At 57.8% G+C, this 14,404-nt stretch carries 15 protein-coding genes; 7 read left to right on the forward strand and 8 right to left on the reverse strand.

The window, feature by feature from the left end; translation table 11 throughout:
- Positions 1 to 18: 18 nt before the first annotated feature.
- Positions 19 to 753 (forward strand): FkbM family methyltransferase, encoded by a 735-nt coding sequence (locus AC2FLE_RS13275; RefSeq protein ID WP_496697702.1) that lies wholly within the window; start codon positions 19 to 21, stop codon positions 751 to 753.
- A gap of 35 nt (positions 754 to 788) precedes the next feature.
- On the opposite strand, the gene AC2FLE_RS13280 is transcribed toward AC2FLE_RS13275, so the two are convergent.
- Positions 789 to 2,318, reverse strand: a complete 1,530-nt coding sequence (locus AC2FLE_RS13280) for a DUF2125 domain-containing protein (protein WP_496697578.1) — start codon at positions 2,316 to 2,318, stop codon at positions 789 to 791.
- 139 nt (positions 2,319 to 2,457) lie between these two features.
- On the opposite strand from AC2FLE_RS13280, the gene AC2FLE_RS13285 reads away from it, so the two are divergent.
- The 3 genes from AC2FLE_RS13285 to AC2FLE_RS13295 are packed head-to-tail and all read left to right on the forward strand — an operon-like array spanning position 2,458 to position 4,540.
- Positions 2,458 to 3,201, forward strand: a complete 744-nt coding sequence (locus AC2FLE_RS13285; protein WP_496697703.1) for an SDR family oxidoreductase — start codon at positions 2,458 to 2,460, stop codon at positions 3,199 to 3,201.
- A complete protein-coding gene (locus AC2FLE_RS13290) occupies positions 3,183 to 3,806 on the forward strand; it encodes an enoyl-CoA hydratase/isomerase family protein (protein ID WP_496697579.1) in 624 nt (207 codons plus the stop codon). Before AC2FLE_RS13285 ends, AC2FLE_RS13290 begins: the two co-directional genes overlap by 19 nt.
- Entirely contained in the window at positions 3,803 to 4,540 is a 738-nt protein-coding gene (locus AC2FLE_RS13295) for a VOC family protein (protein WP_496697581.1), read from the forward strand. Before AC2FLE_RS13290 ends, AC2FLE_RS13295 begins: the two co-directional genes overlap by 4 nt.
- On the opposite strand, the gene AC2FLE_RS13300 is transcribed toward AC2FLE_RS13295, so the two are convergent.
- Positions 4,541 to 4,837, reverse strand: a complete 297-nt coding sequence (locus AC2FLE_RS13300; RefSeq protein ID WP_496697583.1) for an HNH endonuclease — start codon at positions 4,835 to 4,837, stop codon at positions 4,541 to 4,543. It lies immediately after the preceding gene.
- A gap of 47 nt (positions 4,838 to 4,884) precedes the next feature.
- Here AC2FLE_RS13300 and AC2FLE_RS13305 point away from each other — a divergent pair, with 47 nt between their 5' ends.
- Positions 4,885 to 6,057, forward strand: a complete 1,173-nt coding sequence (locus tag AC2FLE_RS13305) for a TIGR03862 family flavoprotein (RefSeq protein WP_496697585.1) — start codon at positions 4,885 to 4,887, stop codon at positions 6,055 to 6,057.
- Here the strand turns inward: AC2FLE_RS13305 and holA are convergent.
- The 4 genes from holA to AC2FLE_RS13325 form a co-directional block, all read right to left on the reverse strand.
- A complete protein-coding gene (gene holA / locus AC2FLE_RS13310) occupies positions 6,054 to 7,082 on the reverse strand; it encodes a DNA polymerase III subunit delta (RefSeq protein ID WP_496697586.1) in 1,029 nt (342 codons plus the stop codon). The genes AC2FLE_RS13305 and holA overlap by 4 nt on opposite strands.
- Positions 7,079 to 7,582 carry an LPS assembly lipoprotein LptE gene (gene lptE / locus AC2FLE_RS13315; protein WP_496697588.1) on the reverse strand — a complete coding sequence of 168 codons (504 nt, stop codon included), beginning with the start codon at positions 7,580 to 7,582 and terminating at the stop codon, positions 7,079 to 7,081. The genes holA and lptE overlap by 4 nt, the downstream gene beginning before the upstream one ends.
- On the reverse strand, positions 7,569 to 10,106 hold the full coding sequence (leuS, locus tag AC2FLE_RS13320; RefSeq protein ID WP_496697590.1) for a leucine--tRNA ligase: 2,538 nt from the start codon (positions 10,104 to 10,106) through the stop codon (positions 7,569 to 7,571). The genes lptE and leuS overlap by 14 nt, the downstream gene beginning before the upstream one ends.
- A gap of 71 nt (positions 10,107 to 10,177) precedes the next feature.
- A complete protein-coding gene (locus tag AC2FLE_RS13325) occupies positions 10,178 to 10,666 on the reverse strand; it encodes a DUF3576 domain-containing protein (protein ID WP_142637277.1) in 489 nt (162 codons plus the stop codon).
- 283 nt (positions 10,667 to 10,949) lie between these two features.
- Between AC2FLE_RS13325 and AC2FLE_RS13330 the strand changes: the two genes are divergently transcribed.
- Both AC2FLE_RS13330 and AC2FLE_RS13335 read left to right on the forward strand, forming a co-directional pair.
- Positions 10,950 to 11,987: a porin gene (locus tag AC2FLE_RS13330; protein ID WP_496692521.1), complete on the forward strand. Its 1,038-nt coding sequence runs from the start codon at positions 10,950 to 10,952 to the stop codon at positions 11,985 to 11,987.
- A 102-nt stretch (positions 11,988 to 12,089) separates the two neighbouring features.
- Complete coding sequence (locus tag AC2FLE_RS13335; RefSeq protein WP_496697592.1) at positions 12,090 to 12,749, forward strand: YggS family pyridoxal phosphate-dependent enzyme; 660 nt, start codon at positions 12,090 to 12,092, stop codon at positions 12,747 to 12,749.
- On the opposite strand, the gene AC2FLE_RS13340 is transcribed toward AC2FLE_RS13335, so the two are convergent.
- Both AC2FLE_RS13340 and ribA read right to left on the reverse strand, forming a co-directional pair.
- Positions 12,733 to 13,233, reverse strand: a complete 501-nt coding sequence (locus AC2FLE_RS13340; protein WP_496697594.1) for a L,D-transpeptidase family protein — start codon at positions 13,231 to 13,233, stop codon at positions 12,733 to 12,735. The genes AC2FLE_RS13335 and AC2FLE_RS13340 overlap by 17 nt on opposite strands.
- A complete protein-coding gene (gene ribA, locus AC2FLE_RS13345) occupies positions 13,230 to 14,324 on the reverse strand; it encodes a GTP cyclohydrolase II (protein ID WP_496689928.1) in 1,095 nt (364 codons plus the stop codon). Before ribA ends, AC2FLE_RS13340 begins: the two co-directional genes overlap by 4 nt.
- Positions 14,325 to 14,404 lie beyond the last annotated feature (80 nt).

A 14,404-nucleotide genomic window follows, 5' to 3' on the forward strand; every position in this document is an offset into this window, starting at 1 on the left:
GGTTAGTAGTTGATCCAAGTGGATGAGAATGAGACGACTGGGCAGGAAGAACGGGCAGGCGACAACATGCAGAACAATCTATCGCTGCGCGGGGTTACAATCCCCGATGATCCGCAGATCATTACGCCTAAGGTCAAGCGTTCAATCCTGGCCGAGCGTTACGAAAAAGACGAAGTGACCGGTCTGCCGAAATTTATCGACCCGAAGGATCGCGTGGTAGAGCTGGGCGCTGGGATCGGCTTCATCTCGTCCTATCTGGTGACGCAACTTGGTGTACGCCACGCAATGTGCATCGAGGCCAACCCGACGCTGTGTGAATTCATCGGCCGTGTCCACAAGGCAAATGACATTGCGAATGTCGAGGTGATTAACGCGGTTGCTCTCGGCGATACACGGGTTCCCGGAACGGCCCGATTTTACATACGCGAACCGTTCTGGTCCTCATCTCTGGACCCTGATTCGGACTATGTCAGAGAGGTCAGCGTGCCGGAACGTCCTCTGTCAGAAATTCTGCGGGACTTTGAAGCCAACGTGCTGATCGTCGATATCGAAGGGGGCGAGAAGTTTCTGTTCGACGGGGTCGATCTTGTGAATGTCCAGAAAGTCTATCTTGAGGTCCACACCCGTAAGATCGGATTGCATGGGATCAAGGCTTGTTTCGATCATCTTTCGGCACTTGGGTTTGCCTACGATCAACGTGTCAGCAGCGGTGGGTCGGTGCTGTTCCGGCGTGTTCGCCGGCGCTCGTCGTAAAAGGGAAGGCAGCCGGGCCGCCTTCCCTGTTTCTTTTATTTGATGCGCTGTCCATTGGCCAGAATTTGACCATCTTCCTTGAACTCGATTGTCGAATTCAGCGTGTCGGGCTCTTCCCCTGGCACTGCCATGAGACCCATCATCATTCGCGCGCCCATTGCGTCTTGTTCGGCAATCAGACCCATACCGATCAGAGTGTCGATCAGGGCATTCGCACCAACCAGTTGTAGGTTCGCAACGCCAGCGGGGGTCGGCAGACCGCCCAGTTCCTCAGTGTTGGAATTGTCGAAGGTGAAGTCACCATCGCCGGACAGTTCCGCACCGACCATAGAGACCAGCAACTCGTTGATCGTCAGAGAGTGCAATTCACCCGGCGCTTCGTCCGCAAACTCAAGCGCCTCTACGGCCTCGGGGTCAAAGAAGTTGGTCAGCACTTTGGCCGTACCGGAAAGGTCCAGCGCAATCGTGGCCGGATCGCGTGGCAGGGCGGCTGCAGGGTCAAAAATGCTCCACAGCACGTCTGACATAGTGAAGTCCGTCAAGTTTATCGCCAGCCCAAAGGGTTGAATCTCTTCGGATTCCTGTACCGGGAATTCGAACTTGAAACCGCCACTTTCCATGGCAATTTCGATTGGAAAGGGCAGTTCCGCCGTTGTTACAGCAATTTTGGCGCTGTTTTGTTCGACGTCATAAGCAATTCGGTTGGCGTCGATGCTGCCGGAAAGCCGTCCGCCTTCGGATTCGCTGGCCATCGAAAAGTCTTCGCCTTCGCTGCTGCCCGCCATCGAAGACTGGCCCGATCCGTAAGTAAAGAGACCCGAGAAGGCAAAGCCAGCGTCATAGAATGCCTGCGGGTCAGAGAAATTGAAATCTGAAGGGATAATGCTGGTGCCGTCGAAGGCCAGATCGCCAAGCGTGCCGTCGAATTTTCCAGCGTCGTCGCTTTCGGGATCCTGAAATGCCAAGCTGTAGGTCATCTCTGATGCCGTAAAGCTTTGGTCGACATCGCGGTTTTCGCCGATCTTCATTTGCGAGGTGCCGCTCACATCCGCCATTTCAAGGTAGCCACCGACCACTTCGGGCGCCAACGTTTCACCGTCGACTTCGATGTTACCCAGCTTGATTCCAAGGCTGTCTGCAGAGTAATCGTAAGTCACATCATCAGGATCGCCAGAGACGGTCATAACAAGCCCGCTGTGGACGTATTCGATATCGACTGTAAATGACTCGTCCTGACCATCGACATTGCCGGTGACGGTCATGGGGAAACTTTCCGGGACACCAATATTGACGCTCCCGTCGCCATTGTCGGTGAGGGTCATTTCAGGCATGGCCATGCTGAACGATCCCTCTTCTTCCGGGAGGTCCATCGACATTGTCAGGTTTTCGATGGTGATACCATTGCCGGTATCTGTCTGGTCACCTGATACAGTATAGCCCATCTGCGCCAGATAGGACTGCCAGTCATCCCAGACTTCCTGTGGAGTAACGTCGGCAAGCGCCCCCTGCGAAATGACAGTGTAGGCCAGAACTGCGCCGCAGGTGCGGCGGAGAAAAACGGACATCATAGAACCCTTCTTGATCAAATTTGCGCGCATGGTGATGCCGGTGGCGGCGGGCGTCAAGGGGGAAGGGCTGGACCCATTCCCCGTTCGCAGGATAGAGGTTCATAAATTCTCAGGACAATGGAGGTACTGGAACCTTATGCAGGGGAAAACCGTACTGATCACTGGGGCCAGTCGCGGCATCGGGGCCGAGGCAGGGCGCGTATTAGCCGCAGCAGGGGCTAATGTCGTGCTAGTGGCGCGTAATCGGGATCAAATTCAGATATTGGCGTCGTTGCTTGGTGAAAACGCTATTGCACTGGCCTGCGACGTCAGTGACTTCGCCCAGGTCGAGCTGGCCGTGGCAGAGTGTGTAAACAAGTTTGGCGGGCTGGATGTTCTGATAGGCAATGCTGGTGTCATTGACCCGATTTTCCATTTATCCAGCGCCGATGTCACGTCCTGGGGTAAAGCGATCGACATCAACCTCAAGGGCGTATTTCACGGAATGCGCGCCGCGCTGCCGGTTATGCGCGCTGCGGGTGGGGGGACTGTCCTGACGGTCTCTTCCGGTGCGGCGTCGAACCCAGTCGAGGCCTGGAGCCATTATTGCGCCTCGAAGGCCGGTGCCAAGATGCTGACGGAATGTCTGCATCTTGAGGAATCCTCAAATGGGATCCGCGCCATGGGCCTGTCGCCCGGCACGGTTGCAACCGATATGCAGCGGGTCATCAAGGCCAGCGGGATCAACGCCGTCAGCCAGTTGGATTGGACCGATCATATCCCCGCCGATTGGCCGGCGCGGGCGCTGTTGTGGATGTGTTCGTCAGACGCGGATGAGTTTCTAGGCACCGAAATTTCGCTACGGCGCGAAGATATTCGGCAATGGGTTGGATTGACGTGATTGAATTGAACAAAGCGGACGGGCTGTGGACAGTCACGCTCAACAACCCCGACAAGGCAAATGCGCTGACCGGTGCGATGCTGACCGAGCTGTGCGAGATTGCCGAGGCCGCTACCGACGCAAGTGCGCTGATCCTGACCGGGGCTGGCAAAGTGTTCAGCGCCGGCGCCGATCTGGAAGAGGCGCGCGCCGGCCTGGCGACCTCGGATCTGTGGGAGCGGTTGTCGGCTGCCATCGCCGCGTTACCCTGCCTGACGGTTGCCGCACTGAACGGAACGCTGGCTGGTGGGGCCAATGGCATGGTTCTGGCCTGCGATATCCGCATCGCCGTACCGGAAGCCAAGTTCTTTTATCCGGTTATGAAGCTGGGTTTTCTGCCACAACCCTCTGATCCCGCACGCATGGCGGCCCTGATCGGTCCGGCTCGGACAAAGATGATCTTGATGGCCGGGCAAAAGATCACTGCGGATGAGGCTTATGCCTTTGGGCTGGTCGATCGCGTGGTTGCACCTGAAGACCTGATGCAGACCTCCCTTGATCTAGTGGCTGACAGCGTCGCCGCCAATCCTGAAATTGCGACCGGTATTGCGCGGTTATGTTCATGAGGTTGTCTGCCCTGCGTCTGCGCGTGGCTGACACGGATCGTCTTGCCGAGTTTTACAGGGATGCAATGGGTATGACTGCACGCCGGCAGGGCGCAAGCCTGCGATTGGGATATGTCGGGCAGGATGCCGATCTGCTTTTGATGCCCGGCGGGGGCGGGTACACACATGATCGGGGCCAGAGATATTGGAAGATCGGCATCACCCTGCCGGATGTTGATCTGGCTGCCGCTTTTTTGTGCGAAAAAGGCATCGAGGTTTCAGAGCCGGACCAGTTTCTGGATATCGGCTATATGTGCCACCTGACTGATCCCGAGGGTTTCGTGATCGAACTGCTGCAACACGATTTCCGTGGCAATCGCCCGGACAATGCCGCCGATCCCAAGGCCCCTTTCGCCGATGCGCGGATTGGACAGATCACCTTGCGCACCGGGGATATCGCGGCCGAGGATGCGTTTTGCCGTGCACAGGGGATGCGGCTGTTGTCTGTGCAGGATGTGGCGCAATATGGGTTTGACCTACACTTTTATGCCTTCACCGACGAGGTTCCCCCAAATGCGGACCTATGGTCCGTTGAGAACCGCGAATGGCTTTGGAAACGCCCCTATACCACGCTCGAGTTTCAGCACAGCGCAGGTGCTACGTTTGCTCGGGCCCCCGATTTTCGGGGGCTTGAGATGCAGGGCTTGGCCCAGCCCGGCCATGATGCTTTTGGCGACCCTGTCCTGCCGGGCTGATTACCGACAACGCCGTTTTCCCGGCACTCTGGATCGAAAATCAGGGGGCCGTTTGCGAATCCAGCTTAGAAATCTTTCTAGGCGAGGGTGGGCGCGCAAAGCTTCGATCGTATTGAAATCCCGTGCCAGCTCCGCTTCGGTCAGGGTGGCGTGGATCTCTTTGTGGCAGATCACATGCAGAAAAACCGTGGGGCCGCCCTTGCCCCCTTTCAGTTTTGGGATCAGATGGTGCAGGCTGCCGTTCCCATCGGGGATCGGCCGGTCGCAGAGGGGGCAGATCGGGTCGCGGTCGGTCATATCAGCGTAACGTCGCTCCGCAGGGCGCGAAAGGCAAGAGGACAGCAATGGCACAAGCCGTCGTGATCGGAGGCGGGCCAGCGGGCCTGATGGCGGCGGGTGAACTTGCCGCCGCAGGTCATGATGTGCTGGTGGCCGAGGCCAAACCCTCGGTTGCCCGAAAACTCTTGATGGCGGGGAAGTCTGGCCTGAACCTAACCAAGAATGAACCGCTCGAAACACTTTTGTTGTCTTATGGCCCCGGTGCTGAGTGGCTGCGCCCTATGGTGGCGGAATTTGATGCCGCCGCCGTTCAGGACTGGGCGCGTGATCTGGGACAAGAGGTATTTACAGGCTCAACGGGGCGGGTGTTTCCAAGCGCAATGAAGGCCTCACCTCTGTTGCGGGCTTGGCTGGGGCGTCTTGATGCGGCTGGTGTGCAAATCAAAACCCGATGGCGGTGGACCGGATGGAACGGCGATGCTCTGGAATTCGATACTCCGAAAGGTCACCGGCAGATTGAGGCTGACACGACGATTCTGGCCATGGGCGGCGCAAGCTGGGCGCGGTTGGGATCGGATGGCGCCTGGGCCCGGCTGCTGCAAGAGGCGGGTGTCGACCTGTCGCCATTTGCCCCGGCGAACTCGGCCCTGTCAGTGGATTGGAGCGCACATATGCAGCCGCATTTCGGCGCTGCGATCAAATCCGTTGGGTGGACTGCCGGGGGTGTGATCAGTCGCGGCGAGGCGACGATTTCATCCAAAGGCCTTGAAGGCGGAGGGCTCTATTCCCTGACGCCCGCTTTGCGAGAAGGTGCGCCATTGAGTGTTGATCTGGTTCCCGATCTGGATGTAACTACCTTGCAGCAGAAAATTGCAGCCAAGAAATCCAAGACGACGCAGTCGCAATGGATGAAGAAATCTCTGCATCTGTCTCCGCAAAAGATCGCTCTGTATCACGAGATGAACAGGGGAAGCGGTCTGAGTGTCGAAACGTTGAAATCTCTGCCCCTCAGCCACGCGGGGTTGCGGCCAATGGATGAGGCAATCTCAACCGTTGGAGGTGTTCGGCAAGGCGCTTTGGACGAAGGGTTGATGCTGAAATCCAGGCCCGGAATGTTTTGTGCCGGCGAGATGCTGGATTGGGAAGCTCCGACTGGTGGGTATCTGCTAACTGCCTGTCTGGCGACAGGGCGATGGGCCGGGAGATCAGCTGCAAACTGGCTGGCGCGGACCGCTTAACGCGACTTTGCCAGCATCGCCAGACGGATCATGGCACGTTCGACCAAAGCCATGGCTGGGGCCGTTTGCCCAGCTGACCGCAATGACAGATCCGTATCAGTCAGAACGGTCAAAGCGGTCTGCAGTTTGGGTGCCCCCCATCCCTGTGCTTGCCGCAGAATACGATCACGCCGCTTTCCATAGACGGGTGGGCGCAGCTTGCCGACGCCCTGTGCCGCACCACCGGGATCGGCGGCACAGGCGTAAAGCGTTCGAAAGTGTCGGGTTGCTCCGATACACAGGCTGACCGCATTTGTACCTTGCGATTGCAGCCGTCGTATCAGCGGGCTAATCTCTCCGGCTCTGCCTTCGGCGACCACGTTCAGGACATCGTCCAGGGCGGCCTCGGTCGAGCTGGGTGCACAGGCCTCGATATCTTCGAGAGCCAATTCAGTATCGTCTCCGCGCTTGTAAAGAGACAATTTTTCAATGGTTTGCGTAAAGTCCCCGGGGCTGATGGCCGTGGCAAGTTCGGTGATGGCCGACATTGCATCCGGTGGAATGTTTTTGACTCCGGCCTGTGCCAGAACCCGTTCAACCTCGGCCCTAGAGGGCGGATCGTCATAGACCCCAACGGCATAGGCTGCGGGATGCGACTCGAATGCCTTACGGATCTTTGAGCTGGGTTTGAGCTGCCCAGCAGTCACGATGATCTGAGCGTCGCCCGTTGCCCAATCCTCGAATGCGGTAATGATGGAAGGGGCGGCGACATCAGTTGCATCTTCGACGAAAACTGCACGTGGGCCGGGGAAGAACCCGACAGCCTTGACCGCGTCCAGCAACAGTGCCGGTTCCCCGCGTAGATCACCACCTGGCATTCGGGTCAGGCGCATTTCCTCTTCGGCGCCTTCTCCCAGCAGGGCTGACAAGACCTGTTGCCGTTTCAAGGCCACACGCATCGCATCGGATCCGTAAATCAACAACCCTGCCTTGCCCGCGTCTGGTTTGGCGAAATACCCCTCAGCCTCGCGCGGGCTGAGCTTCATTGGGTCAGGCCCGGTGCTGCATAGAGGCGGTTCACGATCTGATCGGACAGGATGACCATCAGCCGTTCGGTCGCGTCACGCTCATCCGCAAGCGTCGAAACGGTTGAGCCCGCGGCGGAATAACCCACGAAATCATGGACATTTCCCGAAGCCACAATCCGCCCGGTTTCGGTGGATCTGAGGGCAAATTCCGCGCGCCCTTCGATGGTGTAGCGGTTGGTCTCGTTCGTTGTGGTGATCGCGGCAGATCGTGTGGCCGTCGAAACCGAGACATCCAGATCATAAAGCTTTTGTGCGCTCGCATCCCGGCCCAGCCGCTGCTCCAGATTCTGGACAAGCAGATAGCTTTCCACGGAATTCGGCTCGGATACGGCAACTTTGCCATACAGGGCCGACCCGGTTCCGCCCGGCGCATAGACGGGTTGGAACCCGCAGGCGGTCGCCAGCAAGCAAGCTGCCAGCGGCATCATCAAAAGGCTTCTGCGATTAAACAACGACATTCACGATCCGACCCGGGACAACGATCACTTTCTTCGGTACGGCACCGTCCAGCGCCTTTTGCACAGCTTCGGTGCTGAGCGCGATTTTTTCAACCTCTGCCTTGTCCATATCTTTTGGAACGCTGATTTCCGCGCGGCGTTTGCCGTTGATCTGGATCGGCAGGGTTACAGTGTCATCGACCAGCATAGCTTCGTCCGCGACGGGCCAGGGGGCTGTTGCGATCAAACCTTCGCCGCCCTGATGCGCCCAGATATCTTCGGCCAGATGTGGTGTCATCGGCGACATCAACTGTGCCAGCGTCTTTATCGCCTGCTTTTGGGCCGCTGCACCCGCTTTGGATTTTGCCAGCGTATTGGTAAACGCATAGAGCTTTGCAATGGCGGCATTAAAGCCGAAGCTATCAACACCAAGCGTCACGTCATGGATGGCTTTGTGCATCTCGCGCAGCAGGTCTTGATCCCCGTCGCCTTTTGCCTCGGGGTCCATCGCGCCGATTTTGTCGCAGAGGTTCCAGACACGGTTCAGGTGCTTGAATGCAGCCTCTGCGCCTGATGCTGTCCACTCCACATCCCGCTCGGGCGGTGAATCGGATAACACGAACCAGCGCGCGGTATCCGCGCCGAAGGCCGAGATGATGCTGACCGGGTCGACCACGTTTTTCTTGGATTTCGACATCTTGGCGGAGGGGATGATTTCGACCTCAGTGCCATCGGCGAGTTTGCCGTCGGTCACATCCTCGGGCAGGTGATAGACCGGACGGCCATTGGCGTCGCGGGTTTGATAAATCTCGTGCGTGACCATGCCTTGGGTGAACAAGGCATCAAAGGGCTCGATGGCCTTTTTCGGCAAATGGCCAGTGATCTGCATTGCCCGCGCAAAGAAGCGGGAATAGAGCAAGTGCAGGATAGCGTGTTCGATGCCGCCGATATACTGATCGACATTCATCCAGTATTCAGCCTCGGCCAGATCGGTCGGCGTTTCCGCGTGCGGAGCCGTAAAGCGGGCGAAATACCACGACGAATCGACGAACGTATCCATCGTGTCGGTTTCTCGCTTGGATGGCGCACCGCAAGACGGGCAGGCGCAGTCGCGCCAGGTCGGGTGGCGGTCCAGAGGATTGCCCGGTTTGTCAAAAGTGACATCGTCGGGCAGGCGGATCGGCAAGTTTTCTTTCTTTTCGGGCACCACGCCGCAAGAGTCGCAATGCACCACGGGAATCGGGCAGCCCCAATAGCGCTGACGGGACAGACCCCAATCGCGCAGGCGATATTTGGTGACACCTTCACCCCAGCCCGCCTTTTCCGCGAAATCGACGGTGGTGTTGATTGCGTCATCACCCGTGGCCTCGGTCAGGCCGGCGAAGTGGTTTACCCAGCGGACTTTCTCGGTTTTCGGCGGCACGAATGCGGTTTTGTCGACCGGCGTGTCATTATCAAGCGCAAAGAACGTGTCGACGACGGGCAAACCGTACTTACGGCAGAAATCCAGGTCGCGCTGGTCGTGGGCCGGGCAGGCAAAGATGGCACCGGTGCCGTAATCCATCAGGATGAAATTGGCGATCCAGACCGGCAGCTCCCAATTCGGATCCAGCGGGTGTTTGACCTTGATACCAGTGTCATAGCCCAGCTTTTCGGCGGTCTCTATGGCCTCTTCCGTTGTGCCGCCCTTGCGGCATTCGGCAACGAACTCAGCCACTTCGGGGTTTTCGGCCTCAAGTTGCTTGGCAATCGGATGGTCCGGCGAGATGCCGACGAAAGACGCACCCATCAGTGTATCGGGGCGCGTTGTATAGACGGCGATTGGCTCACCACCATCGATGCGTTCAAAGCCAAACTGCAGCCCGCGCGACTTGCCGATCCAGTTTTCCTGCATCAGGCGCACTTTTGCAGGCCAGTTCTCCAGCGTGTCCAGCGCATCCAGCAATTCCTCAGAGTAATCGCTGATCTTGAAGAACCATTGCGTCAGCTCGCGCCGTTCAACCAATGCGCCCGAGCGCCAGCCGCGCCCGCCTTCGACTTGTTCATTGGCCAGTACGGTCATATCGACCGGGTCCCAGTTCACCACTGCGTTCTTGCGGTAAACCAGACCGGCCTGCAGCATATCCAGGAACAGCGCCTGTTGCTGGCCGTAATATTCTGGGTCACAGGTGGCGAATTCGCGGGACCAGTCGATGGACAGGCCAAGAGGCTTCATCTGGCTGCGCATGTCGGCGATGTTGCCATAGGTCCAGTCTTTCGGGTGACCGCCAATAGCCATCGCAGCGTTTTCTGCAGGCATTCCGAACGCGTCCCATCCCATCGGGTGAAGCACGTTATGGCCGGTCGCAAGCTTGTGGCGCGCGATCACGTCGCCCATCGTATAGTTGCGCACATGTCCCATATGGATGCGGCCAGACGGGTAGGGGAACATTTCAAGCACGTAGTATTTCGGCTTGTCCGCCTTGTGGTTGGCGGTGAAGATTCCGGCCTTGTCCCAGGCCTCTTGCCATTTTGCTTCGATTTCGGTGGCCGAATAGCGCGACATCGTGCGGTCCTTCGTAATGAAAACGCCGGGCATGAACCCGGCGTGGTAATATTGTGATTTGAAGCGGGTTGCTAGAGCTTGTTGTCCGCAATGCGCAGCTGACGGGCGCGGGACAGGATTGCATCTTCGATTGCGCGTGTGGTTGCCGCGCTGACCGGGGCACCCCCGCTGGTCTGCAGCGCAACCGACAAGGATCGTGCCGCCAGGGCGGGATCGCTGATGTGAACCGTGGCCCTGTATTGCCGTCCGCCACCCGGAGGCGTGCCGTAACCTGTTACGATTACACCGGTAAAGGGATCGACTTCCTGCACAGGCAGAAAGTTAAGGACATCCAGCGAGGCAGCCCACAGATAGCGGTTCACATTGGTAACCTGCTCGGCGTCTGCGGTGTTGAATACATCCCAGATCGTTGAGCGATTCGGATCGTTCAGCTCACGCTCGTCCGAGCGACCGCCATCCACATTGAGTGGCGTTGCACTGGGTTCTGCGTTGCGATTCTGTCCGCAAGCCGACACCGCGGCTGTCACTATGATCAAACCGAAAATTGTCTGCAGGCGCATGTTGGACAGGTTCCGTTTCGTTGGTTTTAGGTTATTCACGTTACTCCTAGACAAGGTCTGGTTCGTCAACAAGCTTAATCTTGTCACATCCAGAGCAGGCTTCGGGGTTGATTCAGCGGGCAAATCAGACTGTGGCATCCTTGCACCAATTCTAGGCCAATGCGCGTCAGTTTTTATGCCAAGCTTGCGTGACAGGGGCAAAAAGGGCGAAACGGTTCCCGTGCTGAGACATGTGCCTAAGCACGTGTCGAGTTAAAAAACTTTTGAAACCGAGGGAAACAAGATGAAAAAAGTTCTCTTCGCATCGACCGCACTGATTGCAACCGCAAGTGTTGCAGCGGCCGAAGTTAAGTTCAGCGGCTACGGCCGTTTTGGTATTGGTTATCAGGAGGACCGCACAGCGGCCACCACCACCACCACTACCACCACCACTACTGCAAGTAGTGCAACTGTTCAGAACGTTAACGTGTTCGCGAACGACACTGACGACGCAATCCTGGTCTCGCGCTTCCGCTTGAACATCGACGGCACAGCCGAAACCGATGGCGGCGTTGAGTTCTCGGCTCGTGTACGTCTGCAGGCTGACGAAGACTCGTCCACCGGCGAAGCCAACTCGGCTGGCCTGAACGGCGCGCGCTTCTCGGTCATCTACGGTGGTCTGCGTGTTGACGCCGGCAACGTTGCTGGTTCTTTCGACAACTTGGCAAACTACTACGGTAACGAGCCTGGCCTGGAAAACTTCATCGGTCAGTATTCTGCCGTTGACTATAGCTTCCTAGGTTACTCGTCGACCGGTTCGGGTTCGAACGCTGTGTTCTTCCAGTACGCAGTTGGTGATTTCGCCTTTGGTGCGTCGTACGACCAAGCAACTATCTTTAACGGTGGTGGCAGCACAACCGACGCGGATCGTTGGGACGTAAGCGCGACTTACACCTTCAACAACATCACTGCAGCGCTGGCCTATGGTCAAACTGACGCGGGCACTGGTGGCGACGATCCAAGCCTGCTGGTCTTCACCCTGGGTGCAGAATTCGGCGACTTCTCGGGTACGCTGTTTGTTGCTGACGATAAAACCGAAGTTGACGCCACCGACGGCACTGCTTGGGGTGTATCGGGTGCCTACAATGTTGGCGCCGCGACCACTCTGACCTTCGCCTACGGTGACGGTAACGCTGATGCGGACACGCAGCAGTACGGCATCGGCGCCATCTACGACCTGGGTGGCGGTGTATCGCTGCGCGGTGGTGTAGGTGTCAGCGACTGTGACGTCTGCGACGACTCGACCACACGTGCCGACTTTGGTGCACAGTTCAACTTCTAAGTTGATCTGAGCCGCAAGGTTTAAGGGCAGGTCTTCGGACCTGCCCTTTTCTTTTTGTCCGACATAGTGTTTTTCTTCGCCCATAACTGATCGAGGACCCAAATGTCGCTGCAAGAAATATCTGCCCGGATAACCAATGCCGAAACTGCCTCGGGGCGGGACGTCGGGGCCGTGAAGCTGATCGCCGTGTCAAAGGTTCAGCCGAATGAGCGTGTAGCGGAAGTGCTTGCTTTAGGGCATCGCTGTTTCGGTGAAAACAGGGTTCAAGAAGCCGTCGGAAAATGGCCGGAATTCAAATTGCAGTACCCGGATGTCGATTTACATCTGATTGGGCCGTTGCAAACGAACAAAGCCCGTCAGGCGTTGGATCTGTTCAGCACGATCCATTCTGTTGACCGCCCCAAACTGGCCAATACTCTGGCCCGGCTCGCGCAAGAGGTCGGCACTTGCCCGGACCTGTTCATTCAGGTCAATACCGGTGAAGAGGATCAAAAGGCAGGAATTCTGCCCACTGAGGCAGACGCATTTATTGCCGATTGCCGCGGGCTCGACCTTCCGATTCAGGGCCTGATGTGCATTCCGCCTGTCGAGGAAGAGCCATCTCTGCATTTCGCCTTGCTTGCCAAGATAGCTGAACGCAATGGTCTGAAAGGGCTATCCATGGGGATGAGCAGCGATTTCGAGCAGGCCATTGCACTTGGCGCGACCCATGTGCGCATCGGCTCGGCCATTTTCGGCGAACGAGTTAAGCCTGAGGGATAATCAGCCGCGTGCCTGGCTCGATTCGACGTGCGATCCACCGCAGATGGTCGCGCCGAAAGGCAACGCAGCCTTCTGTAGGAAAACCGGGCCGTCGCCATTGATGCAGGAAAATTGCTGAACCGCGCCCGGCCACCGCATTGGGCCAGTTCCAGTCAGTGATCAGAACCAGATCGTAAAGCGGGTCCGCGCGGCGCAGTTTTTCGTGGCTGAAAGGATAAGGTGTGCTGACCATATGATTGTACTGCGTGTCTTGCACATCATCTGACCAGAGGTCCTGAGGACCGATTGGGATGGCCCAAGGCGACGGTCTTGCGAGCCGGTCGGGCCGGTACAGCATACCAACGATGTAGAGGCAGCCGGTCGGCGTGGCGCCGTCCCCCTCACGCTTGCTGTTGCTTAACCCACCTTTCCCGATAGTACAGGGAAAATACCCGCCGCGAAAACGAACGCCGCGGCGGGTTAGAACCAGATCTGCGGGTGTCACAGCAAATGTCCCGACTTGGCTGCTTTGGTGGCCAGATAGTCGCGGTTATGGGCAGTTTCGCCGACTTTCAGCGGGACGCGCTCGGTGACGGCGATGCCGGTCTTCTCCATCATCGCGATCTTGGCGGGGTTGTTGGTCAACAGCCTTACGGAACTGAAGCCGAGCAATTTCAGGATGTCCGAGCCCAGACGGAAATCGCGCTCGTCATCCTCGAACCCGAGACGGTGATTGGCCTCGACTGTATCGAACCCTTGATCCTGCAGGAAATAGGCGCGCATCTTGTTGGCCAAGCCAATCCCGCGGCCTTCCTGATTCAGATACAGAAGTACTCCTGCCCCTTCAGACCCCATCTGGGCCAGGGCCCCACGCAGTTGTGGGCCGCAATCACATTTCAGGCTGCCCATCAGATCACCGGTGAAGCAGGCCGAATGCAGCCGAGCCAATACCGGTTTGCTGCGGTCGGGGCGGCCGATCTCGATTGCGTAATGTTCCTCGCCGCCATCTTCAGGGCGAAAAACGTGCAGGCGCCCGGCTTCGGATACCTCCATCGGCAGTCGGGCGGCGACGACCTCATTCAAAATGCTTCGATCCGACAGATGTGGCGCGGCGCGGGTATGGTCAATACATGTCAGGCCATGTGCAGTAGCGAAGGTTCGGCCGTCGTGGACAGGAACAACGATTGCCGCCGGCAGAAGGTGGGCTGACTTGGTCAAAGCAATGGCAATGCGATGCAGATTGGCGTTGCCCTGACGCTCTGTCATCAGTGGGCCTTTCATAGGCGCGTTCAGATCGTCCGAGGGATCGGCCACCGCCTGTACCCAGGCAACATCGGCATCTGCCGGAACGATCACACGTGCCAGGTCACCGTCATAGGCCCGTGCCTTTAATGTCTCGGCCCGTCGGACAGTCACTGCGACAACAGGATCGCCACCCAGACCTTGCAAGTCGGCAAGCCGCTGTGCGCTCAGCGTTTCCGACGCAATGGCCAGTACGCTAAAGCCGGTGTCATCCGTCAGGGCGACCGGCAAGCCCATGCGCAGGTCAGCCCGTGCCCGAGCAAGCAGTTCCGAGATATCCGGGATAAGACTCATCTGTTGTTACCCTGTAACGATCAGCCCTTCATGTAGCCTGATCAAAAGGAAATGTGAAACAATTCCTCATCCTGAGACAC

It is taken from the genome of Ruegeria sp. CDSA077 (genome assembly GCF_059612265.1).

Bases quoted from the DNA above. Each gene is read 5' to 3' on its own strand.
- AC2FLE_RS13280 (WP_496697578.1), bottom strand. From the start codon at position 2,318: ATGTCCGTTTTTCTCCGCCGCACCTGCGGCGCAGTTCTGGCCTACACT.
- AC2FLE_RS13285 (WP_496697703.1), top strand. From the start codon at position 2,458: ATGCAGGGGAAAACCGTACTGATCACTGGGGCCAGTCGCGGCATCGGG.
- AC2FLE_RS13290 (WP_496697579.1), top strand. From the start codon at position 3,183: ATGGGTTGGATTGACGTGATTGAATTGAACAAAGCGGACGGGCTGTGG.
- AC2FLE_RS13295 (WP_496697581.1), top strand. From the start codon at position 3,803: ATGAGGTTGTCTGCCCTGCGTCTGCGCGTGGCTGACACGGATCGTCTT.
- AC2FLE_RS13300 (WP_496697583.1), bottom strand. From the start codon at position 4,837: ATGACCGACCGCGACCCGATCTGCCCCCTCTGCGACCGGCCGATCCCC.
- AC2FLE_RS13305 (WP_496697585.1), top strand. From the start codon at position 4,885: ATGGCACAAGCCGTCGTGATCGGAGGCGGGCCAGCGGGCCTGATGGCG.
- holA (WP_496697586.1), bottom strand. From the start codon at position 7,082: ATGAAGCTCAGCCCGCGCGAGGCTGAGGGGTATTTCGCCAAACCAGAC.
- lptE (WP_496697588.1), bottom strand. From the start codon at position 7,582: ATGTCGTTGTTTAATCGCAGAAGCCTTTTGATGATGCCGCTGGCAGCT.
- leuS (WP_496697590.1), bottom strand. From the start codon at position 10,106: ATGTCGCGCTATTCGGCCACCGAAATCGAAGCAAAATGGCAAGAGGCC.
- AC2FLE_RS13325 (WP_142637277.1), bottom strand. From the start codon at position 10,666: ATGCGCCTGCAGACAATTTTCGGTTTGATCATAGTGACAGCCGCGGTG.
- AC2FLE_RS13330 (WP_496692521.1), top strand. From the start codon at position 10,950: ATGAAAAAAGTTCTCTTCGCATCGACCGCACTGATTGCAACCGCAAGT.
- AC2FLE_RS13335 (WP_496697592.1), top strand. From the start codon at position 12,090: ATGTCGCTGCAAGAAATATCTGCCCGGATAACCAATGCCGAAACTGCC.
- ribA (WP_496689928.1), bottom strand. From the start codon at position 14,324: ATGAGTCTTATCCCGGATATCTCGGAACTGCTTGCTCGGGCACGGGCT.